Raw genomic sequence first — 24,565 nt, 5'->3', positions numbered from 1 at the left:
ATCACTCGCTTGAGATCGATCTCATTGGCGAGGACATTAAGGTGTCAATGTGGCATTTCAGGGGCGAGGATGTGACAGATTGGAGTCATTGGGTGAGGCAGGACTGACTGCCAGGCGGAACTCGGACTGGCTCAACCCACTGTAGGACCGGCTTTAGCCGGGAAGGCGTCAGGTGTCACACCGTTAATACGGGATGTCAGGACTGACCTCTTCCCGGCTAAAGCCGGTCCTGCAATGAGATCGCGTGGAGCCTGAGAGACCGCATGCATTGACGGCGATCAGGCGTCGGACAGCACCACATGGTCCATCGGCGCCGCCACGCCCACCACCTTGATCTCAGCCGCATTAACGGCGGCGCTGAAGGCAAAGTCCTCGGCTTTCAGACTGTGGCTGTAATCCCCCGCCAGGGTGACCTGGAATTTCTGGCCAGCGCTGTCCGCTTCGTTGCTGCGAACGTAGGTGCGGTCGCTGTTGGCGTTGTAACTGACCTGCAGAGTGTCGTTACGCCCGTCGCCCAGGCCGGTAAAGCCAAGCGCCGAAACATCCAGCGTGTCGTGGCCAGTGGTGAAATCAGTGATCAGGTCCGCCGCCCCGACGTAGCTGTCGCTGATGTGATCAAAGCGGAAGGTGTCCTCGCCCGATCCGCCGGTGAGCTTGTCGCTGCCGGCACCGCCAACCAATAAATCATCGCCGACGCTGCCGGCCAGCACGTCGTCGCCCGCCAGGCCAAACAAGGTGTCGTTGCCCCAGTCGCCATACAGCGTATCGGCGCCTGCCGTGCCGGCGGCGTTCACTGAGGTCAGCGGCTGGGACGAATCGGTGCGCGTGTCATCGGGGTTGGCGAACAGCACGTTGCTGGCGGTCAGGTCATAGAGGTGATTGCCGCTGAGCAGGATTTCGAAGCGGTTGCCGTCGGCGTCCGGCTCCAGCGACTTCAATGCCGTTTGATCGCCGGCGAGGTTCAGCACCACTTTCAGCGTGCCGTCGTAGCCGTTGCCCAGGCCTTTGTAATTCAAGGCGGTGAGATCCAGGCGATCATGGCCGTTGCTGTTGAAATCCGTGATCAGGTCGCGTTGCGCGTAGCTGCCGCTGGCATCGTTGCGCAGGCTGTCGCTGACGCGGGTGTAGACGAAGGTATCTGCGCCTGCGCCACCGGTCAGCGTGTCGCCGCCGCTGCCGCCGATCAGACGATCCGCGCCGCCGTCGCCGGACAACGTATCGCGACCTGCACCGCCGAGCAGCACGTCGTCGGTAGCGGTCCCCAGCAGCTTGTCGTCATTGGCCGTGCCGGTGATCGACGAAAAGAAGTTCGCCGCGCTCAGGGAGCTCAGGTGGTTGCCGTCCAGTGCCAGTTGAAAACGGTTGCCGGCGGCATCGGCGTCCAGGCTGGCGAGGTAGGTGATGTTGGTGCCAGCGTTATAGGTCGCTTTCAGCGTGCCGTCGTGACCATTGCCCAGGCCGGACAATCCCAGCAGGGTCAGGTCGAGACGGTCGCTGGTGTCGTTGAAATCGGTGATGCGATCGGTGAATGACGTGGTGGCCGTGCGGTAGCTGTCGCTGACCGAGGTAAAGCGAAACACGTCGCTTCCCGTTCCGCCGCTGAGGCGGTCCGCGCCTGCACCGCCCTGAATGACATCATCACCGGCGCCGCCATCGATGCGATCGCGCCCTGCCCCGCCACTGATGAGTTCGTCCGAGCGGCTGCCGATCAGCGTGTCGGCGCCCGCACTGCCGCGCACGATCAGCACATCGCTGTTGTTGTAGACCTGGCTTGCGTTGCCCGCCGCGCTGATGTCGCCGGCTTGAGTGCCGTTGATGACGTTGCCGAAGATCACGCTGCCTTCCACGCTTGCCACGTCCGACGGCACCTCGGCCACGCCCCAGGTCGATCCGGCGCCGCCGGTGATCAGGTTGTCGTAGACGAAATTCTGCGTGCCGTTATCGCTGCCCAGGTTGCGGATGGCCACTTCCGGCACGTCATTGCCTTGCGCATTGGTGTGGATGACGTTGTTGGACACCTCGATGTGGGTCGTGCCTTGCAGATTGACACCCGAGCCGCCGTTGCCGTGGATGTCGAGGCGATACACGCCGCCGTATTCGATGCCGCGCATGTGCACGCCATCGCCGCCGTTGCCGGAGACGTCGCCACCGATGACGCTGAAAAAGCCGGTGTCGACGCCACTTTCTTCATGGACGTAAATCCCGTCGCCAGCGTTGCCGGACGCCTGGTTGTCTGTCAGCGAAACCGCTACGCCGCCCAGGCCGACATTGATGCCGTTGGCGCCGTTATCCAACGCGCGGTTGTCCTGAAAGGTCAGTGCGGGCAGCGAACCTCCCACTGCAAACCCGTCGGAGGCGTTGTCGGTGGCCGTGCTGTTGCGCACTGTCAGATGCACCGACGCGCCGGTCAGGTCGAAGCCACTGCCGCTGAAGTTCGTCGCGGTGACGCCGTCGATCAGCAGGTTGGTACTGTTCGCCCCCGACTGGGACCAGCCACTGACCTGCCCACCGCCGTTGGCCTGATTGCCATCCAGCGTGAGATTGCTGACGGTGGCGTCTCGCACGGTGCTGCCTGCCACCACGCCCAGCAGAGACGTGGTGTTCCAACCGGTGCCATCGGCCAACTGGAGCACGCTGTCACCGGCACCCTCACCGGTGAGGGTGACGTTGCTTTTCAGCGCGAGCGCGTTGCCCGAACCGTCGCTGTCCGACACCCGCCAGGTGCCGCCAGGGATGTAAACCTTGCCCCCACCCGCGGCGCTTGCGGCATCAATTGCCTTCTGGATGGCGACGGTATCGTCAGTAGTGGCATCGCCCTTGGCGCCATAATTGCGGATATCAAAAGTGGGGGTGATGCTCATGCGCTGCTCCTGCCTGGAAAACTGACGACCTGTGAGCCGGTTGTCGCAACCGGCTCGGGGAACAGCTTGGACCGGTGGAGTTCCTGATTGTTAGTTCCCTTGAAGGGGCTTTCGTCGGATGGGCAGCACGATCCGCGATAACAGCGGATCGTCAGTCCGCCTCCCCCATCAAGGCGACCGCATCCGCGCCCGCCGCGATGCGCATCGGCGAACCAGGGTCGTTCGCCGCCCCCCAGATGGCTTCGGCGACATCCTGGGCCTCGGTCACCAGTGTCGATTGCGACCACTCGCTAAACACGCGTTGAGCCAGATCGGCATACGCGTCCGGAATGCTGCCCTGCATGCGGGGCTGTGCGTTTTTGCCGAAGTCGGTCCCCGGTGCGCGCCCCGGCAGTACCAGGTTGACGCGAATGTTGAACGGCTCAAGTTCCAGCGCCAGGGATTCGGTGAAGGCATTTACCGCCGCCTTGCTCGCCGTGTAGATGCTGAGCAATGGCAGTGATTTGATCGTCACGCTGGAGGTGACGTTGATGACGACCCCGGCGCTGCACTGGCGGAACTGCGGCAGTACGGCCTGAGTCATCGCCATGGTGCCGAAGGTGTTGGTGTCGAAGATGCTGCGGATCTTCTGCATCGAGCAGCCTTCGAGGGCGCCCAGCAGTCCGATGCCGGCGTTGTTGACCAGAACATCAATCGGCCCGGCAACGTCGATCGCGTTCTGGATGCTGTCTGGGTCGGTGACGTCCACCGCGAGCACGCGCAGATGTTCGGACGTTTTGAAAAGCGCTGCATCCGGCGTGCGCATGGTCGCGATAACTTTCCAGTTTCGGTCGATAAAATATTGGGCGGTAGTCAGGCCGAAGCCCGAAGAGCAGCCGGTGATCAGAATGGTTTTCATGGTGTGTATCCATCGCGTGATTGACAGTGACACAACGATAAGCTGTGGTAACCGGACTGAATATCATCGCCCATCCGCTATTCTTTTGCAGGAGTCCGGAATGCTCGATCCGCTCGCTGAAGTGGTCACCCTGCTGCAACCCAGCGCTTCACTGTCCAAAATCGTCAACGGCGCCGGCGCCTGGCGGGTGCAGCGCTCCGTACACGGCCAGCCTTTTTACTGCGCGATTTTACAAGGGGAGTCGAGGCTTTCGGTGGCCGGGCAGTTGCCGATGACCCTGCAGGCAGGCGACTTTGTGCTGATCCCGGCGGCTTACGATTTCGAGATGATGAGCCTTCAGCCCGTTCTGGAGGGTGACGCTGAACGGGTTCCCGTCGAGGTCCGTCCACGGGACATTCGTGTCGGCCCGCCCGATGTGCCCGTCGACGTTCAGTTGTTGGTAGGTCACTGCACCTTCGGATCGCCGGACGCTGCTTTATTGGTCTCGCTGCTCCCGCAACTGATCCACGTGCGCGGCGAGCCCCGACTGGCGACGCTGGTTGGCTTGGTGACCGGGGAAGCCCGGGCTCAGCGGCCAGCAAGGGACGTGATCCTCGCCCATTTGCTGGAAGTGCTGTTTATAGAGGCGCTGCGTTGCACCGCCACCGAAGCGGCGCCACCCGGATTATTACGCGGACTGGGCGACGAACGCCTCGCGGTGGCATTGCGGCAAATGCACGGGCATCCGGGCCGCCCGTGGACCGTGGAACAACTGGCGAGGGAAGCCGCCCTGTCGCGTTCGACGTTCTTCGAGCGTTTTCAGAACGCATTGGGTATGCCACCCATGGCGTATCTGTTGGCGTGGAGAATGGCGCTGGCAAAAAAGCTGCTGCGTGAGCGCGTGGAGGACATTGCCGGGATTGCACAGCGCGTGGGTTACGGCTCGGTGAGCGCGTTCAGCGTGGCATTCAACCGCTACACCGGGCGCGCGCCGGGTCGGTACTCGCGGGAAGGAGACGGTGGGTGACTGACCGCCCGCACATTCAATACGATTTGTCGTTCCAGCCATCTACACGGGGCCCTCGGATGAACAGCTATCTGGCGCAGGCACACAATAATCAATGGTCTAACCGGCGCTTGCTCTCGGCATGCCTTGGCTTAAGCGACGAAGAATACCTGGCGCCGCGAACAGGTTTTTTCCCTCGATCGAGCTGACATTGCGGCACATTCTTGATGTCGATCAGTTTTACCTGGCGGCACTGACGTTTGATCTGAAGGGCCAACGACAGAACCTGCCCGAGAATCTGTCGATTCAGCAACTGGTCCAGCTCCAATCCGGGGCCGACGCCCGACTTGTCACCTATTGCGAAGGCTTGAGTGAGGACGTCTTGAGCAGTCGAGCGCGCGTGGTGCGGGCAGCAGGCATTATTCCTGAACAGGTGGATCGCTTGCTGCTGCACTTATTCCAGCATCAGATTCACCACCGTGGACAGGTTCACGCCATGCTGTCCGGTACCCGCATATCACCGCCACAACTGGATGAATTTTATCTGGATGGGGATTTGCCCTTGAGGGCCGCCGACAGGCCTCTTCCCGGCTAAAGCCGGTCCTACCAGACCACACACATCTAGTCAGGCTAGCGGTGAGCCCACTGTAGGACCGGCTTTAGCCGGGAAGGCGTCAGACGTCACGCCTTCATTCGTTGACTGAGAAATGGGGTCTCAGCCAACGGCGTTACTTGTGCCCCTTGGCCTTCGGCACCATCTGTTTGATCGTCCCGGTAGGGATGTCAATCAACGCGTATTTGTCCTTGATTTCCACCCACTGCTGGTTCTTGTCCGGTGCAGTCAGGTGGCGTGCGCGCCAGTCTTTAACGGCGAGGCTCGGACGTTGGTACTGGTCAGGGGCGTTATCGCCTTCCTTGATTTCCTTGACCCCTGCTCCCGGCCGATCCATCGTCACGCTTGGCTGTTCGGCAGCGTACGAAAAGCTGCTGACGGCGCATACGGCGGTGAACAGCAGATGAGGGAGGTATTTCTTTCCGAGCATGATCAGATCCTCTGGCAGACGAGTGCCATTTAATGAATAAAGGGTGACGGTGCATCCGTCATGCTCAGACCGGGACTGATTCGGAGGAGTTCGATCGGATCAGGTGCCATACGCTCCCATCGACTTTCGTGTGCTTGCCAGCGGAGCAACAGCCGAGACCAGAAGCTGGCGATCAACAATGTCCGGGAGCCAGTGGCCGGACGCTTGTTCTCTGCCCAATGAATAGGGCATCAATGTCGCTGCACTGTTTGCAGGGAGAAACCCACATGGACAGCCCCACGCTCCACACGGCTCGACTGATACTCGCCCCGCTGCTGTTGACAGATGCGCCCGCGATTCAACAGGTGTTTCCCCAGTGGGACGTGGTCCGGTATCTGGACAGCCATGTGCCATGGCCCTATCCCGAAGACGGCGCACTGACCTACATCCGCGACGTCGCGCTTCCTGCTGCGGCAGAGGGAAGCGAATGGCACTGGACGATACGCCTGATCGGCGAACCGGCGCGGGTGATCGGCTGCATCAGCCTGCACGATCAGCTCAAAAACCACAGGGGTTTCTGGCTCGCGCCGCAGTGGCGCGGCCAGGGCTATATCCAGGAGGCGTGCGAGGTGGTCAACGCCTTCTGGTTCGAAACGCTGCAGCGGCCAGTGATGCAGGTGCCCAAGGCGGCGGGCAATGATGCCTCGCGAAGGATTTCTCAGCGCGAAGGCATGCGACTGATCGAGCGCCGGGACGGCCATTTCGTCTCGGGTCCGATGGTTCAAGAACTCTGGGAATTGACCCGCGAGGAATGGCTGGCGATGCAAGCGCGGGCCTCGGGATGATGCAACCGCCACTGTTTTCCCGGGACAGTGACTTGATTGCCTGTTGACCTGCCCCGTCTCAATCCCTAGGGTAGCCGGCCTTCTTTACCCCTCGGGAACCCCATGTCCAGCCGCAGCAAGCTCCCCTCCACCGTCTACCTTCTGGGCCTGACGATTTTCTCGCTGGTGACGGCCGAGTTCATGGTCGCCGGCATGATGCCGGCACTGGCCGACGCGTTCTCGGTCAGTCTCGCCCAGGTCGGCAACCTGATCGCCTTTTACGCCTTGGGCATGGCGATCGGCGGCCCGCTTGTGACCGTCCTGCTGCTGTCAAAAGGCGTCAGCAACAAACGCTCTTTGATCGCGCTGCTCGTCTGTTATGTGGTCGCCGGCGCAGTCGCAGCGGCCGCGCAAAGTTATCTGGTGCTCGCTGCTGCTCGCGTGGTCATGGGCATCTCCAGTGCCGTCTGCATCGGTTTGTGCATGACGGTGTGCGCAGGCCTCGTGACGCCGGAACGTCGCGGTCGGGCGGTGTCGGTGGTCCTTGCCGGGCTGATGCTGTCCCCGGTCGTAGGCGTGCCGCTGACTACAGGGGTCGAGCAACACTTTGGCTGGCGTGCGAGCGCCTGGCTGGTGGTGGTGCTGGCGATGCTGTGCACGGTGCTGGCGAGCAAGCGCCTGCCGGCGAGCGCCAACGGCAGCGAACCGCCACTGCGCCAACAAGTCGCCGACATGAATAACCCGCCCCTCTGGGCGGCGTACGTCACCAGCGGGTTGATCATCGGCGCTACGTTTGCCGCCTTCAGCTATTGCACGCCCATTTTGATTCAGGAAGTCGGCGTCGCGCCGAAATTCGTCGCACCGCTGCTGGCGCTGTACGGCGTCGCGAACGTGCTGGGCAACTGGGTGGTGGGCCGGCTGGCGGATCGCTACATGATGGCGATCGTCGGCTGGGGCTTGGCAATCATGGTGCTGGCGTTATCGGGCTTCGCCCTGGCCGGGGATCATCTGTGGCTCAACCTGATGTGCTTCCTTGCCCTCGGACTGACCGGTGTGGCACTGAATCCTGCGATGGTGGCGCGCGTCATGAAAGCGGCCGAGCCCGGCGCGCTGGTGAACATCATGCACACCTCGGTCATCACCGCCGGGCTGGCGTTCGGTAGCTGGGCGGGCGGTGTGACGATCGACGCAGGCCTGGGTTTGCGCTCGCCGCTCTGGGTCGGTGCGGCCATGGCCCTGGCAGGATTGCTGAGCCTGGTGCGGCCGATAGCGATGCGTCGCAGCCAGGCGCTGTGCGACTGAAAGCGGCGTTAGGGACGGCCGGGCATTGCCAGGTGATGCCCCCTTCAGGGCGAGTCAGCGGCGCCATTGCCCAACAGCGGACAGACCTGCCCGGCCCGCTCGGCCAACAGATTGCGCAGCGCGTGCATCTGCCCGATGCGCTCGTCCAGCAACGCGATTTTCTCGCTGAATAATCGAGCGAGCAGGTCGCTGGAGACCTGCTCGCTGTTCCACAGCAACGGCAGGTTTTCGCCGATCTCCTTCAGCGAAAACCCCAGTTGCTGCGCCAGCTTGATGTACCCCACCAGCTGCAGGGTCTCCTGCGGATAATGCCGGTAGCCATTGGCACTGCGCCGGGGCTTGATCAGGCCTTTCTCCTCATAAAACCGCAACGCGTCCACAGACACGCCAGCGTGCAGTGCCACTTCACCTATTTTCATAACGTTCAATGCTCACGTTGACTCTGGACCTAAGACCAGGCTTTAGCCTGCGGGCTCAACTCTGAGGGATGATCATGATCAACGCAAAGACCAACAGGCACCTTGTCAGAGGCAGCGCCGTTTACGACTTGATAATGACGGCAGGCTTCATGACGCCCTGGACTGCAACATGGGTGTTCAGCGCCTTTGCCGCGCTTTCGGCCGCTCTGGCACTGGAGCGGCCCGTGCCTGTGCTGGACGTCAACGGGATGCTGTTCGCCAATCTGCTTGGCAGCGTGGTGGTGGTCTGGTCGTTGTGGCGCCTCGCGCAACCGAGCCGTCGCGTCGGGTTATACGACGCACTGGCAAGGGCGCTGTTTGCGGCCTGGCAGCTTTATGCAGTCGCTCAGGGAGCGAGTTTTCTGATTCTCGGGTTTACGGTTTTCGAGGTGCTGTTTGTTGTTGCACAGGTCTGGCCGGTCTGGCATTCAGGACAAGCCAGCCAGAGGGAGAAACAGGCGCCAGCGTCGTCCGGGGGGGCACTAAACGGAATAGCTGAGTCCTCGAACCAAGCGCGGCGCCCACCTGCACGAAGCGCTCAACCGAACCGCAGCAGCGCCGCATCAATAAACCGGCGCAGCTTGGCCGTTCGCTGCCGGCTGCCGGTGTACAGCATATGCAGGGGCCGGCTCGGCGCCTCATAGTCAGGCAATACTCGCACCAGCTCGCCACTGCGCAAGGCAGGCTCCAGGAATATCAGCGGGCCGAGCACGATGCCGAAGCCGTCCAGCGCGGCCGAGAGCAGCGCGCGGCTCTCGTTGACCCTCAATCGACTGGCCACCTGAACCCGCGCCACCGTCGAGCCCTTGCAGAACACCCACTCGCGGTCAGTCGGCTGCGACCACCAGGCGTAGCCCAGGCACTCATGCTGGCTCAGGTCCTGCGGACGTTGCGGCACACCGCGTTCTGCCAGATAGCCAGGCGCCGCGCAGGCCACCAGTTGGTAAGGCGCCAACGGCCGGGCGGTCAGGCTGGACACCTCCACCGGGCCGATCCTGAATGCGATGTCAAACCCCTCCTCCACCAGATCAACGAAGCGATCGGTCAACTGCAGATCGATTTCAATCTCGGGGTGCAGCCGCAGGAATGTCGTGACGAAGGGCATGAGGCGAGAGGAGCCGAAGGTGATGGGCGCGCTGATTTTCAGCTTGCCGCGCGGGGTGTCATTCATCATCTCCCCAAGGGAATCCGCCGCTCTCGCTTCACTGAGAATGTGTTTGCAACGCTCCAGATACGCCTGGCCCAGTTCGGTCAGGCTCTGGCGTCGAGTGGTGCGGTTCAGCAACCGCGCGCCGAGCCGATGCTCTAGCGCAGCGACGTGTTTGGCGACCATCTGCGGCGACAGCCCCATTCGCTCGGCCGCTTTGGCGTAAGACCCGCACTCCGCCGCCGTGACGAAGGCTTCCATGCTGCTGAGACGGTCCATGATTCAACACTCCTGGTAGCGAGACTATGTGCCTGATGATTATTTATCTGCCGCTGGTTCGCAATCATCATGGCCGCTTCCAGCACATCATCGGAGTTATCACATGCGCATCGGCATCATCGGGGCAGGCTTCATCGGGCGCGCAGTGGCGCAGTTGTTCATCACGGCTGGCCATGAAGTCATGATCAGCAATTCGCGCGGGCCTGAAACCCTGGAAAATGTGGCCACCGAGATCCCGCAGGCTCAAATTGGCACCATCCAAGATGCGACACGCTTTGGCGATGTTGTTCTCGTGGCGATTCCCTTCAAGCACTACCCCACCCTGCCCGCCGAATGGCTTGCGGGTAAAACGGTGCTGGATGCCAACAACTACTATCCCGACCAGGATGGCCCTATCCCGGCGCTGGACAGGTTCGAAACCACCACCAGCCGGCTGCTCGCCGAGCATCTGCCTCGCGCCCATGTGGTGAAGGTGTTCAATGCGATCCTGGCCGATGACCTGATGCGCGATGCTCGCCCAGTTAAAGCGCACGACCGACGTGCCTTGCCGGTGGCCGCCGATGACCCTGGGGCGAAGGCGCTGGCCGTCCGGCTACTGGACGAGGTGGGATTTGACGCGGTCGACGCCGGCAACCTCGATGAAAGCTGGCGATTCGAACGGGCCAAGCCCGCTTACTGCATTCCGTTAAGCAAGGAGGCGCTGAAGGCCGCGCTGGCCAAGGCTCAAAGGCACGTGGAATTGCCACACGGGTCTTGGCGCCACTGATCAATCGACCCATTCATACCGGTTACAGGTCGAACCCGATCGCCCGAATGGCTGCCTCGGCAATCTGCTGATCCTGCAGATAGGTGCCGCCAGAGACACCAATGCCGCCGGTCAGCTTGCCGCTGCTAATGAGCGGGTATCCACCCCCAAGCGCGAGGAATCGAGGGAGCTTGGACAAGGGCTGAAGCTTTGGATCGGCGAGGTACTCATTCCACACATGGGTCGGATAACCGTAAGAGGCCGCTGTCCAGGCTTTATCGATGGCAGCGTCGGCGGTCAGAAAAGGCGCCTGATCTGACCGGGAGAACCATTTCATGGCGCCACCTGCATCGACAACAGCCACGGAAACGGCAATCCCCATTTTTTCAGCAGCGCCAATGGCTGCATAGGCGAGCGCCTCGGGGGCTGTTCTACAAACAGTGGCGGCGCTGATGTAAAGCGGAGTCAAAGAGCTCATCGTTCAAATCTCGAAAGTGTGTTTGGTGTAGGCGCGACGCACGTGGTGAAAATCGAAAAAAAGAGACGTGATGATTGATCTCTCGGTATTGCTGGCCTGTCGGCTGGCACTGGTCTCGGGACGATAAGTCGCGAGTGCCAGCGCAGAAAATCCCTTCGCCCACTACCGCTGAATAAGGAGCCTGACCATGGTTGCCATTACCAACTACTCCGACGCGCTGCATCGCCAGGCCGTGATCGAACTCTGGAACGCTGTATTCGGCTACGAAACCGCCCATAACACGCCCGGCCTCGCCATCGACAAAAAGCTGGCCGTTGCGGACGGTCTGTTCTTTGTCGCCCTGACGGACAATGAGGTGGTGGGTACTGTTCTGGCCGGGTACGACGGGCACCGTGGATGGCTGTATGCGGTGGCGGTGCACCCCTCACATCGCAGAAAAGGCGTGGGCGTGCAGTTGGTTCGTCATGCCGAGCACGCCCTGACATTGCAGGGGTGCATGAAAATCAACCTGCAGATCGTCAGCATCAATGCCAGCGTCCAGGCGTTCTATGAGTCTGTGGGTTACTCAACCGAACCGCGCATCAGCATGGGCAAGAAAATCGACTCGAACATCACGGGTTGATGCGCACGCAGCAGCGCCTGCGTTGCCCTGCCACGCCGCATGGGCGGACATCAGCGCCCCTGATCAGGGGCGCAGGGTTTTGCCGCTTTACTTGGCCGGATGCGCTTTCAGCCAGGCCTTCATCTGCGCAATTTCCGCCGCCTGCGCCGCCACAATCTTGCGGGCCAGTTCCAGCATCTCCGGATCCTTGCCGTATTTGAGCTCGATCTTCGCCATCTCCACTGCGCCTTCGTGGTGAGGCAGCATGCCCGCCGCGAAGGCAACGTCAGGGTCGTCGCTCATCATCCCGTGATGCATGTCGTCTTTCATGGCGCCCATCGATTGCTGGTAGGCCTCATGCATCTGTTTGACGTCCTCCGCCTGATCGGCCCTGACGGCGGTTACGGCAAGCAGAGCAATCACGCTGACAACGGCGGCAATCTTTTTCATGACGAAGCATCCTGGATGAGGGTTGAGACGAAGCGGTCACGCTAGACCTTTCCACTGCGGCAAGGTCAAGGGCATTGAGCAGCCCATCGCCGCAGGCTCGATCAACACCGCCAAAACCAACGGAACAGACGCCCCGTCGGGTCTGGCAAATCAACCCTGTGGCTGGAACCTTTGGCTTTCTGCGCGAGTCCTTTCTGAAGCCGAATTGCATTCTGCCAGCATGCAGCGTAAAACGCTGGCCGCCGATACTGCTGGATCAACCGGCTGATGCAGTCCCGGAGGGCCGATGGCGCCCCTCGGTCTCAGGTCATAACGTTACGTTTACAGGTGGACACTTGAAGCATTTGACCCGGGAAGCCCTTGAGGCTGAAGTCATGCAGTTGCGTTCGGCATTGAAGAAAAGTGAAGCCCTCAGGCTGGAAAGCCTGTGCACCGGCATTCGACAGAATGCGATGGCGGGCTCGATCGACACTGCGGTTGAGCCCGCAGTCGACGGCGTGGCCGAGCAAGCGATCGAAGAGGCTCAGACCCGCTACCGCCTCGCGGTAAAGGCCACCAACGATGCCATCTGGGACTGGGACCTGAAAGACAACCACGTCCTGTGGAACGACGCCCTGGAACGGGTCTACGGGCATCCGCTCGCCACCATCGCCATGACCGGCGACTGGTGGATGGCACAGATTCACGCCGATGACAGGCAGCGCATCGTCACCTCGATCCACGACGTGATAGACGGCAGGCTGACAGGCTGGAGCGAAGAGTACCGGTTTCGAAGGGTGGACGGCACGTACGCCCAGGTCCTCGACCGCGGGCACGTCATCCGGGATGCTCAAGGCCAGGCGGTGCGCATGATCGGCGCGATGCTCGACCTCACGCCCATCCGCGACACCGAAGCGGCCCTGCGTCAGAGCGAGGAGCGGTTCAGGACCATTCTGGAAACCATCGAGGCCGCCTTCGCCATCGTCCAGGTCAAGTTCGACGCTAACGAAACCCCTGTCGATTACCGCTTTGTCGAGGCCAATCCGGCCTTTGAACGCGAGGCTGGGGTCAACCTGCGCGGGAAGTGGGTCACGGAGTTTGCGCCCGACCTCGAGCAGTTCTGGTTCGACACCTACGGACGTGTGGCCAAGACGCGCGTGCCGGCCACCTTCGAAAGCTATGCCAAAGCCTTTCAGCGCTGGTTTGACGTGCGCGCCGTGCCCGTCGGCGATCCCGCCGAATGTCAGATCGCGATCATCTTCAATGACGTGACGGGGCGGCGGGATGCCGAGGAACGTTTGCGCCAGAGCGAAGCCATCGCCCGCGCCAACGTCGAGCGCGTGCAGCTGGCGCTTGAGGCCGGGGCGATTTTCGGCACGTGGCACTGGGAGCTGCCCAGCGACAGTTTCACCGTGGACGAAGCCTTCGCCCGGGCATTTGGACTCGACCCGATGCTGGGCCACGAAGGGCTCAGCCTGCAACAAGTGGTGGAAACTGTGCACCCGGAAGACCGGGCCGGACTGATGGCGGCGATCAACGAAGCCATTAGCCGCGGCGGCGCCTACGCCCATCAATACCGGGTGCGTCGGGCGGACGGCAAATACTACTGGATCGAGGCCAACGGGCGCGTCAACTTCAGCGAGGACGGCGTCCCCCTCAGTTTTCCGGGTGTCTTGATCGATGTGGAAGAGCGGCGTTCGGTGGAAGCCCAGCGCGACCTGGCGATCGCCGCCCTGCGCACCCTCAACGACACCCTTGAACAGCGCGTGGCTGAACGCACCGCAGCCTTGATGCAGGCCGAAGAGAAACTTCGCCAGTCGCAGAAAATGGAAGCAGTGGGTCAACTCACGGGCGGGCTTGCCCATGACTTCAACAACTTGCTCGCGGGCATCTCCGGCTCGCTGGAATTGTTGAGCGCACGGTTTGCCCAGGGTCGTCTGACGGATGTCGACCGGTACCTCACGACGGCGCAAGGCGCCACCAAGCGGGCTGCCGCCCTGACCCACCGACTGCTGGCGTTCTCCCGCCGGCAAACACTCGATCCCCGCCCTACCGAGATCAACAGCCTCGTCGAGGGCATGACCGAGCTGATTCAGCGCACCGTGGGCCCCAGCATCACCGTGCAGACCGTCGGCTCGCCGGACAGCTGCGTGGCCTTGGTCGACGCGAGCCAGCTGGAAAATGCGCTGCTGAATCTGTGCATCAACTCGCGGGATGCCATGCAGGACGGTGGCAGCATCACCATCGAAACCCGCTGGCAGGTCGTGGGCTCCACCGAAGCGCCGCTGCTGGAGGTCTCCGAGGGCGAATACCTGACCCTCAGCGTCACCGACACCGGGACCGGCATGCCGGCCAACGTCGTGGCGAAAGCATTCGACCCTTTCTTCACCACCAAACCCATCGGCCAGGGCACGGGACTGGGCCTCTCGATGATTTACGGTTTCGCCAAGCAATCCGGGGGGCAGGTTCGCATCGCCTCTGTGGTCGGGCAAGGCACCACGCTGTGCATCTACCTGCCCCGCCACCACGGGAATCCCGGCGCCAATGAAGCGCACATCCCGAATGCCGCCACCCAGACGGCTGGCATTGGCGAGACGATTCTGGTTGTGGACGATGAACCCACGGTGCGCATGCTGGTGACAGAGGTGCTGGGCGAGCTGGGCTATTCCGTCATGGAGGCGGCGGACAGTGCCAGCGGACTGACGCTGCTTCGCTCGGACGTGCGCGTCGACATGCTCGTCACCGATGTGGGCTTGCCCGGCGGGATGAACGGACGCCAGATGGCCGACGCCGCGCGCGAACTCCGTCCGGGACTCAAAACGCTGTTCATCACCGGCTACGCGGAAAGCGCGGCCATCGGCGCCAACCAGCTTGAGCCTGGCATGCATGTGCTGACCAAGCCCTTCGCCATTGAAACACTGGCCGCTCGCGTGCGCGAACTGATGAACACGCCGATGTAACCCTCACTCCGCACGCGCCGATCAGGCCCCTTACACCGGGTCCTTGTCGGCCACTGCCGGCGCAGCGACGGCTTCATCAACCCATTCGGCCGCGCTGTCCCGTCGTGATTGATCCAATAGATCGTTCAGCGCGACGTGCAGCTTTTGCAACGCCCCGTGTTTATCCACCCACCAGTCGGTGGACCACAGCCGCAGCAGGTTCCAGCCCAGTCCGGTGAGAATCGCCCCGCGCACTTTGTCCCGGTCCCGGGCAGTGGCCGCGCTGTGATAGGTGGCACCGTCGCACTCAACACCCGCCAGGTAGTCGCCCGGACGATCAGGGTGAACGATGCCCAGATCGATGCGGAACCGTGACACGCCGATCTGCGGTACGACCTGCCAGCCCAGACGCCGCAGCCCTTGGGCGACCGCCTCCTCGAACGGCGAGTCATAGCCGCCGACCGAGCCTTGTATCGCCTCGGCCAGCGCTTTCGGCCCACGTTGAGCGAACTCGATGAAGTGCTTCAAATCCCGCACGGCCCGCGCGTTGGTCCGATTGAGGTCGATCATCGACGGATCGAACGAGGTGAACACCAGCATTTCCCGCCGGGACCGGGTGATGGCAACGTTGAGCCGGCGCCAGCCGCCGTCTTTGTTGAGCGGCCCGAAGTTCATCGACATCACCGGCGCACCGGGTTCGGTGGGGCCATAACCAATGCCGAGCATGATCAGGTCACGCTCGTCGCCCTGGACCGTTTCTAGGTTTTTGACCACCACCGGCTCGGTCTGGGTGTCCTGGAAGAACGGCTCGATCTGCGGGTATTGCTTGCGGGCCGCGTCCAGCAGGTCGTTGATCAGCTTCTGCTGATCGGAGTTGAGGGTGATGATGCCGATGGAATACCCCGCCGCCACAAACCCGGGGTCGGTGAGGCGCTTGACGGTTTCATCGACGATAGCTTGGGCTTCGGCCTGGTTGTAACGCCCGTTGCCTTTCGCGTAGACGCCCTCGACCTTGCGCCACTCGACCGCACTGGCGCGGGTTTCCGCGGCCGGGAAGGTGATCAGGTTGCTGTCGTAATAACGGTGATTGGAGAAGGCAATCAGGCTTTCATGGCGACTGCGGTAGTGCCAGCTCAGACTGTGACTCGGCACCCCTGCCCCCAGGCATTCGTCGAGGATGCTTTCCATGTCTTCGGCGGTGTCGTCGTCACCGGCGTTCGGGCCACGGTTGAAGAAGTTGGTGGGCGGCATCTGCCGGGGGTCACCGGCGATGATCACCTGCTTGCCCCGGGCAATCGAACCAATGGCGTCCCACGGCGCGATTTGCGACGCCTCGTCGAAGATCACCAGGTCGAACGGCGGCTGATCGGCGGGCAGGAACTGCGCAATCGACAACGGGCTCATGAGCATGCAAGGGGCCAGACAATTCAGCGCATCGCCCATCTCGATCGCCAGCTGCCGGACCGGTTTGTGCCGGCGCGACTTCTGCAGCTCGTGTTTGAGAATGGCAAAGCCGCTGCTTTTGGGAATGTCGTTCTTGGACGGAATCAATCCGCAGAGTTTGGCGCGGATATAGCGCACGGTCAGTTTCGCCAGCTCGTCGTCCAGGCGCACGAAGGTGCTGATGTCACTCATGTGCTCGGCCGCGACGAAATTGCGCAGCAACGGTTCGCCGTCGATGCCCTGGGTGGCGAACCAATGGGCATAGGCCGTGACGAAGGTCTCCTCGGTGGCAGACGGCAACAGACTGCCGACTTCCAGTTCCTTGGCAAGATTGGCCAGGCCGGCCTCGGCCGCCTGTTCGCGCACCCGGCACCAGTCGCACCACGCCTTGAGCTGCTCTTCCTGCTGCTGGATGGCAAGTGACGTCGCCCGAAGTGTCGCCACGCTCAGGGACGTTTGAGTGCTTGTGCACGCCAGCGCGGCGAACAAACGCACGGCCGCCTCAACGCGGGACAACCCCTGCTGCAAGGTCGATACCGCGGTAGCGAGTTGGCCATTCGGCGCCAGCATGTCGTTCGCGTCGATCACCAGACGCGCCACGGCGCCGCGCAAGGCAACCAGGTGTTCGGGTGATTCGGCCATCCCGATCAGCCTGCCGCGCAACCCCTCGGCCAGGGTCACGGCCTGCAGCGTGCGCACCGGGTCGCTCTTCAGCCCTTGCCAGCCAGGGATCGATTGCATGTCGCTGGCCAACGCGTCCATTTCCAGCAGCTGGGCGTGCAGGCGCTCAAAAATAGCGAGGTCTCCGACGGTGTCCGGCAGGCCCGCCGCGCCACCGAGAGAGGCGAGTTTCTTCGCCACCTTTTTCTGGGCCAGCGTTCCCAGGAACCAGAACTTGCCCTCGGCGTCGTGCCACTCATTGCGCAGTTGCGCGACCGGCACACGGCGGCACGCTTCATCGGCGTAATCCAGTGACAGGGTCTCTTCAAGCTCCCGATAGCTCTCGAGCAACTGGCAACTGCGCCGGGCGGCTTCGATACGCGCGGCAGCGTCGGGTGCAAAGGCAAACGACAGGTTCAGGCCATGGGATTCAAGGATCAGGGAGACAAGATCATGCAGCTGCTGGACCTGAGCCACTTCAGCCACCGGCAACGGCACGTGGGTCAGTGCCAGCAGCCGCTCACTGGCGGCGTTCAATTCATCGAGGGACGGGGGCACTTCCCGTGCGGCACCGGCAATCTGTGCCTGCCAGGCGTTCGACCATTGGGTCTGCGCCAGGGCGCCAAACTTACCTGACAGGTCGCGGGCGGCACTGCCATTGAGTCCCAGGCGACGGGCGAGATCCAGCAACCCGGCGTACTCGGCCCCATCGTGTTCCGTGCCCGTTTCCCAGGCCAGCCTTGGCGTCTGCGGGCTGTGATCGCGAACCACCCGGCCGATGGACTGGTGTAGGGTCAGGCCGTTATCCCAGCGTCGGTGCAGCACGTCGACCAGCTGATTGAGCCGTGAGCGCAGGGCCTGCAACCGCGCGGCTTCACGCTCCCATTCCTCGGCGCTCAACGCTTCACTCACGTCCCAGGCGCGGTCCAGCTGCTTAAGCACTTCAACCTTCGACGCCTTGCTGGAATGCAGCTCCAGACAGAACTCGCCGAGGCCCTTTTCCGCCAGGCGCCTAAACACCACGTCAAGGGCCGCGCGTTTCTCCGCCACGAACAGCACGCGCCGGCCGAGGGCCAGGTTGTGGGCAATCATGTTGGCGATGGTCTGGGATTTACCGGTGCCGGGCGGACCGTCCATGACAAAGCTATGGGTGTTGGCCGATGCCACCACCGCTGCCACTTGCGACGAATCGGCCGGCAAGGGTGCGAACAGCTGCGCCGGCGTCACGGTCGCATCCAGACGCTCGGGCCGGGGGAATTCGGCCGAACCGGAAAAGCCTTCTCCCGCCGTGTCGGGGTCCAGCAGATGCTTGACCAGAGGGCTTTGCAGCAGCTGCGCCGCGTTGGCGTTCAGGTCTTTCCACATCAGGTATTTGGCGAACGAGAAGGTGCCCAGCACCAGTTCGGTGCTCACCTCGAATCCGGGGATATCGCGCACGGCCCGGCGCACGCTGTTCCAGATGCCGGCCACATCAATGCCGCTCCCGTCGCTGGGCAGCTCACCGTCCAGCCCGGGAATGATCAACTCGAAATCGTGGCGCAGCAGCTCAAGCAAGGTCAGGTTGAAACGCGGCTCTTCGTCGAGCAGGCTCAGGGTGACGCCGGACAAGGCGCTTTTACGCTCGAGTTTGACCGGCAACAGAATCAGCGGCGCGGAATAGGTTTTCGGGTCGTCGGCGCTTTTCTTCCACTTCAGGAAGCCGATGGCAAGGAACAGCGTGTTGGCCCCGCCTTCCTCCAGATCGCTGCGGGCCTTGCGAAACAGGTCGATCAGCGTGGCTTCCAGCTTGACCTTCTCCAGACTGGCCAGGACTTCGCCGCGCGCCAGTGCCTGACGGGCCACTTCGTCGACCAGGCTTTCGTTGTTCTGCTGTTCATACAGGGCCTCATCGCGGCCGCCGCTTTTCAGGTCTGGGACGGCCACCACGCGGATGCGCTGACCGCTGGAGAGCAGGTCTTCGAGGGCCGCAGGGTCGGGGCACAGCAGACGCACGCCTTTGGCGCTGTCCGGCAAATGCAGCAGACGATTGCGCGTGGTCAGGTCGAGCAGTTTGCGTTGCCACAGCGTCAGTTTCCCGGCCGGGCCCGAGGCGTCTTCATTGATCTCGACATCGAACCCCGGCAGCGACGGCGCTTCCTCCAGCCCCTCAAACACAGGCGGTGCATCGTCGGCCCCATCGACCGGGACAGCTGACACCAGCGCCATCGGGCGAATCTTCTGCATCCGGGCGCGGTGCACATCCACGGCCATGATGAACTGCTCATCGTCGAGCTCCCGTTCGGCGGCAGCCACCGCACGGGAAAAACTCGGCGCCGGCGCCTGGGTCGCCAGGGTCGTCTCGAACACCAGCATTTCTTTCAAATCGAGACGCTTGCGCACGGCCGACGCTTCATCGGTCAGCAACTGGGAAAATTCCTGCGGCTGCAACCAGACACCGGCGAACGCGTGCCCCTTGGTCATGACCAGCAACGCATTCAACCCGGCCTGCTCCAGCGCGGCCGCGAACAACAGTGCGGTATCCAGGCACGTCGCCACGCCGTTTTCCAGCACCACACTCGGCGGTCGGATTTTCTGGCCCTGCTGCTCGAAACTGGCGGGCGGCAGCGCATAGCTCAGTTGGAAGCTGCACACCCCCGACCAGATGGCGGAAGCCAGCTCCCAGGTGCGGGTGCGGGATTTGCTTTCGTAGCCGTCGATGCCGTCTTTCTTGCCGGCACGGCGCAAGACCTGCGAGGCGGCTTTGAGCACCCGGTCCACTGCGGGGTCGTTGGGCATGCAGAACGCGGCGAGCAACTCCGGCATCGCGCTCAACCCGCCCCATTCGGTGCGGGCGAGCAGTTCGGTGGGGAAGCGCTGCTCGACGAGGACCGTCTCGCCCTGGGACACGCGCATGACCACGTCGGCGTTCAGGCTTTCCGTCAGGCCGGACAGGTAACCGGCGTTCAGCTTGATGTCGCGATCAGAGACGCTGAGGCGATCACCGGGATGGATGCGGTCAATATTCCAGCTTCGGCTTTCAACGAAGTCCGGGTCAGTGCTTAAGGTCAGTACCAGGTTTTCAAGGGTGGTTTCTTCCTGGTTCCAGAGGCTCAATTCGCGCACGAGGGGAACGGCATTCTGGTGGGAGGCGAAGCCGATCTTGCGGGCGATCAGCGCTTCAATCTTGATGTTCATTCACGGGATCCTGAAGCTACGAGCGCAGGCCTCCTGTAGAGGCCGCCAAATGGCGCCTATAGTCCATGAGTAATCGACGGTTGTGAATGTGTTTATCGGCTAATCAGCCAGCCGGGCATTTTGCAGGGACGCCAGCGCAGCGGTCCGCAACGCCCCGGCTTACGGCCCGCGCCAGGGCTTCACTGCCTGCGCGTGCCTTTGCTGCCGGCCCGGGAGATGTCCCCCCAGCGGCGCACCAGGTAGTTGTGTTCATCCATGACCGCATTCCACACCGCGATGTGGCCCATGCGCTGCTCGTAGGAGCCGCCGTCGCGCACTTCGCCAATGTCGATCAACGGCAGGCCGTCGCTGCCCATCAGTTGTTCCCGGGCGGGCAGCCCGGCGTACCAGTAATCCCACTCGGCCGCACTCAGGTGTTCGCGGCTGCGCGCCGGGTTGCCGATGTAATAACCTTGGCGGGCCATGACCGCGCCGGGCCAGCCGGACAGCCACCAGTTCAGGTACGCATAGGCCGCATCGAGTACCGCGCCCTTGGCATGGCGTGACAGGGACAACCCGCCGAACCAGCCGCGATAGCCCTCACGCGGGACGGCGACCCGGTATTTCACGCCGGCGCGATGCAAGCGCACCAGGGTCGGCGACCATAGGCTCTGGATATCGATGGTCGGGTGCAACATCAGCTCCGCCGCTTCTTCATCGTCAGACCAGAACGCGCCGAACATGCCCTGCCCCTGCTTGCGCACGAGGATGTCGGCCAGCACGTCGATCTCTTCGATGCTCAGGTTGCCGATGTCACTGAACTGCGCCAGCCCGGCGCCTTGCACCGCCAGTGCAGCGTCCAGCGCGCCAATGGCCGCGTCGCTTTGCAGCGCCACCCGCCCGCACCACGCCGGATCAACCAGCCAGCCCCAGCTCTCGTCCGCCGAACTGAAACCGGCGGGAAGGCGCTCGGGGCGATAGGCGAAACTGTCGGCGTTGTGGGTCAGTGGCAACATGCTGATCCGCTCACTTACCGCGCTGCCGAGGCTGCCGTCGTGCTGCACGAACAGGCGCTCGCTGGGCACGCTGCCGCTGCCGAGCCGGTCACTGGCCGACAGCCTGCCGCGCTTGGGCAAGTCATTGATCTCGTGCCACAAAGCGACACGGCGCGTATCGATGGGCTGGATGGCGCGGGCGGGCCAGACGAAATCCACGTTGTGGAACCACTGGTCATAGAGGTCGTAGCTGTCGGGCTGCATGACCGCGATGCGCTGGGCGGTCTGCACGTCATGCACCTGATACACCAGCTTGATGCCCAAGTCCTCTTCGGCGCGCACGCGCAGGGATTCAAGCAGCGTCACCGAAGTGCCCAAGACCCGCAGCGTCACCGTCATGCCAGCGCTTCCCGGGGCGCCGGCGCCAGGCGGTCGGTGAACGCCTCGAAGGAGCGGCGCAGCAGCGCAGTGTCCAGCCCGCGCACGATAAACACCAATCGCGAACGACGGTCGTCGCCGGGCCATTGCGGCAGGTGCACCGGCGCATGCAGGCAATGCTGCACACCATGAATGACGACGGGGGCGTGGCTGTTGTTCACGTTAAGCAGTCCTTTGACGCGCAGGATTCGTTCGCCGTGGCATCTTAGCAGCATGGACAGCCAGACCCCGAAAGCGACCCAGTCCAATGGACGTTCGAAGGTCAGGCAGCAGACCTGCGCTTCGCCGTGGCGGGCGGGTGCCGAGCACACGGCCATCAGGTGCCAGCGCGCGACTTCCTGCGCGGGATCAGGGCTGTGCAGCCCGTCACCGAGCAGCAGCTGATCGCCGCTCTGAATGGCATCCGTGGTCAGCACCGGCGCGGGGTTGATCGACTGCAAACGCCGCTGCAGCGATCGCAGCGCATCGTCATCGGCGAGGTCGGCCTTGCTGATCAGCAGTCGGTCGGCGGCGGCGACTTGGGCCATCCATTCCGGGTGCAGGCGCTCCTGCAGCGCGGCATGGCTGGCATCGACCACCGTCACCACCAGACCGATGTGCACCCGCCCGCGCAGGTGCGGGTCATTGTTGATGGTGGCGAGAATGGGCGCCGGATCGGCCAGGCCCGTGGTTTCCAGCAGGATGCGTCGGAACGCGGGCACTTCACCTTTTGCCCGGCGCTGAAGCAAGTCGGTCAGGGCATCGCGCAATTCGCCGCGAATGGAGCAACAGACACAGCCGCTGGGCAGCAGGACGGTGTCCGGCGCGACCTCTTCCACCAGCAGGTGATCGATGCCGACATCGCCGAATTCATTGATCAACAGTGCCGTGTCGCCGAGGGTTTCGCCCTGCAGCAGGCGCTTGAGCAAGGTGGTCTTGCCGCTGCCGAGAAAACCGGTGATGACGTTCAGCGCGATGCTCATGGGTGCTGCTCCAGATGGTCCAGCAGTCGTTCATCCAGTGGGTCCAGCGGGCGGCCGATCAACTGCTCGGCCCGTTGCCACAGTTGATCGAGACCGCTGGCCAGTTCCTGCTTGCCGGTGGCGCCGAGCAGCAGGTAGGAGACGCCCTGAAAGTCCTCCACCTTCAAACGAAACGGCGCCACCACCTTGTTGATCGCGGCGATCCGGCGCAGGCGTTCGCGGCGACGGGGCAGTTCGTCGCCGAGGGGGTCGCTCCAGTGCACGTCTTCGCCCAGCAAGCCGCAGAGTCCACACATGGTCATTCGCTCCTGCTTTATTTGGTGATGAGCTATTCGCGGCTATGTTCTTTGTGCTTGGGCATCAAGGCATCACATCGCCGGAATTGGGCCCCAGGGTCTGGCCGACGAACAGGTTGCCTCCCGGCTCGCTGGCCAGCAGCACGGCGACGGGCGCCACTTCTTCCGCCAGACCAAAGCGCCCCAGGGGCAGCTCCGCCGCCTTGGCGGTTTTCCAGGCGCTGCTGATCCCGGCCACCAGCGGCGTTTCGATCGGCCCCGGCGCAATGGCGTTGACCAGCACGTTGTCCTTGGCCACTTCCAGGGCGAGGGATTTGCTGAAGCCGATCACCCCGGCCTTGGCCGCCGCGTAATGGGTCAGCTCGGCGCCGCCCTTGATGCCCAACTGCGACGCGACGTTGATGATGCGTCCCCAGCGCTGCGCCAGCATGTGCGGCAAGGCGCGCTGACTGGCGATGAACACGCTGGTGAGGTCGACCCGCAGCATGTCATTCCACATGTCCAGGGTCAGGTCGACACAGCGGGCCTGGGTGAGCATGCCGGCGTTGTTGACCAGAATATCGATGCCGCCAAAGTGCTGAACGCAGGCGTCGACGCCGGCCTGCGCGCCCTCGACGGTGCCGACATCGGCGACGCTTTCGACCACCTCGACGCCCAACTCGCGGCAGTGCTGGGCGGTGTTCGCCAGGGTGACGGCGTCGCGATCGGCCAGGACCAGCCGCGCGCCCTGCTCGGCATACGCCCGGGCGATGGCGGCGCCGATGCCGCTGCCTGCGCCGGTAATCACCGCGCGTTTATTGACCAGTTGCATGGTGCTTCCTCTTTCAGTCTGCGGCTTGTGGCGCAATCAATAGCGGATCGGCGCTACGCCCTACTCCGGCCAACGCACGGTCAGGCCGCCATCGATGACGATGCTTTGTCCGGTGAGATAGCTGGACTCGTCGCTGCACAGGAAGCGCACCAGCGAGGCGACTTCATCGGCCCGGCCGATACGGCCCAGCGGGATGGCACGGGCCGCCTTGGCGAGGCCTTCCGGTCCGAGTGAGTTTTTGCTGTCCAGCGATTGCGGTGTCTCGATCAACCCGGGGATCACGGCGTTGCAGCGAATCCCCCGGGGCGCCAGCTCCACCGCCAGTGAGCGACACAACCCGGGCACCCCGGCTTTGGCCGCGGCGTAGTGCGAGTGGTCCTGCCAGCCATAGACGCCCCCGGCAATCGACGAAATCGCCACCATGGAGCCGCCCTCGCCCATGTGCCGGGCCGCCGCGCGGAAAGTGCGCATCACACCGGTGAGATCGACATCGAGCATCTCGTTCCAGCGTTCGTCGGTCATTTCCAGCAACGGTGCGCGGCGCAGCAGGCCGGCATTGGCGACCGCGTAATCAATCCGGCCGAAGCGGCTGATGGCCTGCTCGGCCAGGGCGTCAACCGAGGCCGTCCGGGTGACGTCCAGCTCCGCCATCAGGCATTCGCCGCCGGCGTCGGCGACCAGCCGCGCCGTGATCTCGGGGTCATGGGGGTCGGCCGGGTAATAGCCGCCCACCACGGCAACGCCCTTGTGCGCGAACGCCACCGCCAGGGCCTGGCCGATCCCGCTGGCGGCCCCGGTAATCAACGCTACGGTGCGAGTCATGTTCAGCTCCTTATTGG

At 63.1% G+C, this 24,565-nt stretch carries 20 protein-coding genes; 7 read left to right on the top strand and 13 right to left on the bottom strand.

From position 1 onward, the window contains the following. Positions 1 to 278: 278 nt before the first annotated feature. Entirely contained in the window at positions 279 to 2,861 is a 2,583-nt protein-coding gene (locus BBI10_RS28230) for a M10 family metallopeptidase C-terminal domain-containing protein (protein ID WP_065988832.1), read from the bottom strand. 151 nt (positions 2,862 to 3,012) lie between these two features. Then, the gene (locus tag BBI10_RS12515; protein WP_065988831.1) at positions 3,013 to 3,759 is read right to left on the bottom strand and encodes an SDR family oxidoreductase; all 747 of its coding nucleotides are present in this window, start codon (positions 3,757 to 3,759) and stop codon (positions 3,013 to 3,015) included. 100 nt (positions 3,760 to 3,859) lie between these two features. Here BBI10_RS12515 and BBI10_RS12510 point away from each other — a divergent pair, with 100 nt between their 5' ends. Then, on the top strand, positions 3,860 to 4,765 hold the full coding sequence (locus BBI10_RS12510) for an AraC family transcriptional regulator (protein ID WP_065988830.1): 906 nt from the start codon (positions 3,860 to 3,862) through the stop codon (positions 4,763 to 4,765). 190 nt (positions 4,766 to 4,955) lie between these two features. Continuing rightward, positions 4,956 to 5,339 carry a DinB family protein gene (locus BBI10_RS12505; protein WP_347876468.1) on the top strand — a complete coding sequence of 128 codons (384 nt, stop codon included), beginning with the start codon at positions 4,956 to 4,958 and terminating at the stop codon, positions 5,337 to 5,339. 133 nt (positions 5,340 to 5,472) lie between these two features. Here BBI10_RS12505 and BBI10_RS12500 read toward each other — a convergent pair whose 3' ends face one another. Further along, positions 5,473 to 5,787, bottom strand: coding sequence for an RcnB family protein (locus tag BBI10_RS12500; protein ID WP_065988829.1), 315 nt, complete (start codon positions 5,785 to 5,787; stop codon positions 5,473 to 5,475). A gap of 266 nt (positions 5,788 to 6,053) precedes the next feature. Here BBI10_RS12500 and BBI10_RS12495 point away from each other — a divergent pair, with 266 nt between their 5' ends. Continuing rightward, entirely contained in the window at positions 6,054 to 6,611 is a 558-nt protein-coding gene (locus BBI10_RS12495; protein ID WP_065988828.1) for a GNAT family N-acetyltransferase, read from the top strand. 102 nt (positions 6,612 to 6,713) lie between these two features. Further along, positions 6,714 to 7,892 (top strand): MFS transporter, encoded by a 1,179-nt coding sequence (locus tag BBI10_RS12490; protein ID WP_065988827.1) that lies wholly within the window; start codon positions 6,714 to 6,716, stop codon positions 7,890 to 7,892. A gap of 44 nt (positions 7,893 to 7,936) precedes the next feature. On the opposite strand, the gene BBI10_RS12485 is transcribed toward BBI10_RS12490, so the two are convergent. Beyond that, positions 7,937 to 8,311, bottom strand: coding sequence for a MerR family transcriptional regulator (locus tag BBI10_RS12485; protein ID WP_065988826.1), 375 nt, complete (start codon positions 8,309 to 8,311; stop codon positions 7,937 to 7,939). Between the two features lie 577 nt (positions 8,312 to 8,888). Continuing rightward, complete coding sequence (locus BBI10_RS12480) at positions 8,889 to 9,776, bottom strand: LysR family transcriptional regulator (RefSeq protein ID WP_065988825.1); 888 nt, start codon at positions 9,774 to 9,776, stop codon at positions 8,889 to 8,891. A gap of 103 nt (positions 9,777 to 9,879) precedes the next feature. Here BBI10_RS12480 and BBI10_RS12475 point away from each other — a divergent pair, with 103 nt between their 5' ends. After that, positions 9,880 to 10,542, top strand: coding sequence for an NADPH-dependent F420 reductase (locus BBI10_RS12475; RefSeq protein WP_065988824.1), 663 nt, complete (start codon positions 9,880 to 9,882; stop codon positions 10,540 to 10,542). 22 nt (positions 10,543 to 10,564) lie between these two features. Here BBI10_RS12475 and BBI10_RS12470 read toward each other — a convergent pair whose 3' ends face one another. Next, positions 10,565 to 10,999, bottom strand: coding sequence for a GlcG/HbpS family heme-binding protein (locus tag BBI10_RS12470; RefSeq protein ID WP_065988823.1), 435 nt, complete (start codon positions 10,997 to 10,999; stop codon positions 10,565 to 10,567). A gap of 187 nt (positions 11,000 to 11,186) precedes the next feature. Here BBI10_RS12470 and BBI10_RS12465 point away from each other — a divergent pair, with 187 nt between their 5' ends. Beyond that, entirely contained in the window at positions 11,187 to 11,621 is a 435-nt protein-coding gene (locus BBI10_RS12465; protein ID WP_065988822.1) for a GNAT family acetyltransferase, read from the top strand. A gap of 87 nt (positions 11,622 to 11,708) precedes the next feature. Here the strand turns inward: BBI10_RS12465 and copM are convergent, their stop codons facing one another. Then, a complete protein-coding gene (copM, locus tag BBI10_RS12460; RefSeq protein ID WP_065988821.1) occupies positions 11,709 to 12,050 on the bottom strand; it encodes a CopM family metallochaperone in 342 nt (113 codons plus the stop codon). Positions 12,051 to 12,502: 452 nt separating this feature from the next. Between copM and BBI10_RS12455 the strand changes: the two genes are divergently transcribed. After that, the gene (locus BBI10_RS12455) at positions 12,503 to 14,989 is read left to right on the top strand and encodes a hybrid sensor histidine kinase/response regulator (RefSeq protein ID WP_244160363.1); all 2,487 of its coding nucleotides are present in this window, start codon (positions 12,503 to 12,505) and stop codon (positions 14,987 to 14,989) included. Between the two features lie 30 nt (positions 14,990 to 15,019). Here BBI10_RS12455 and BBI10_RS12450 read toward each other — a convergent pair whose 3' ends face one another. The 6 genes from BBI10_RS12450 to BBI10_RS12425 all read right to left on the bottom strand — a co-directional run bounded on the left by BBI10_RS12450 (position 15,020) and on the right by BBI10_RS12425 (position 24,548). Further along, positions 15,020 to 20,245 carry a DUF4011 domain-containing protein gene (locus BBI10_RS12450; protein ID WP_065988819.1) on the bottom strand — a complete coding sequence of 1,742 codons (5,226 nt, stop codon included), beginning with the start codon at positions 20,243 to 20,245 and terminating at the stop codon, positions 15,020 to 15,022. 179 nt (positions 20,246 to 20,424) lie between these two features. Further along, positions 20,425 to 21,618, bottom strand: coding sequence for an ABC transporter substrate-binding protein (locus tag BBI10_RS12445; RefSeq protein WP_065988818.1), 1,194 nt, complete (start codon positions 21,616 to 21,618; stop codon positions 20,425 to 20,427). After that, positions 21,615 to 22,619, bottom strand: coding sequence for a CobW family GTP-binding protein (locus tag BBI10_RS12440; protein WP_065988817.1), 1,005 nt, complete (start codon positions 22,617 to 22,619; stop codon positions 21,615 to 21,617). The genes BBI10_RS12445 and BBI10_RS12440 overlap by 4 nt, the downstream gene beginning before the upstream one ends. Next, entirely contained in the window at positions 22,616 to 22,915 is a 300-nt protein-coding gene (locus BBI10_RS12435) for a hypothetical protein (protein ID WP_065989066.1), read from the bottom strand. Before BBI10_RS12435 ends, BBI10_RS12440 begins: the two co-directional genes overlap by 4 nt. Positions 22,916 to 22,979: 64 nt before the next feature. Next, the gene (locus tag BBI10_RS12430) at positions 22,980 to 23,726 is read right to left on the bottom strand and encodes an SDR family NAD(P)-dependent oxidoreductase (RefSeq protein ID WP_065988816.1); all 747 of its coding nucleotides are present in this window, start codon (positions 23,724 to 23,726) and stop codon (positions 22,980 to 22,982) included. A 60-nt stretch (positions 23,727 to 23,786) separates the two neighbouring features. Beyond that, complete coding sequence (locus BBI10_RS12425) at positions 23,787 to 24,548, bottom strand: SDR family NAD(P)-dependent oxidoreductase (RefSeq protein WP_065988815.1); 762 nt, start codon at positions 24,546 to 24,548, stop codon at positions 23,787 to 23,789. Between the last annotated feature and the right edge of the window lie 17 nt (positions 24,549 to 24,565).

It is taken from the genome of Pseudomonas graminis (assembly GCF_001705435.1).
Lineage (GTDB): Bacteria > Pseudomonadota > Gammaproteobacteria > Pseudomonadales > Pseudomonadaceae > Aquipseudomonas > Aquipseudomonas graminis_B.
This window is presented reverse-complemented; position numbering and strand designations above follow the sequence as displayed.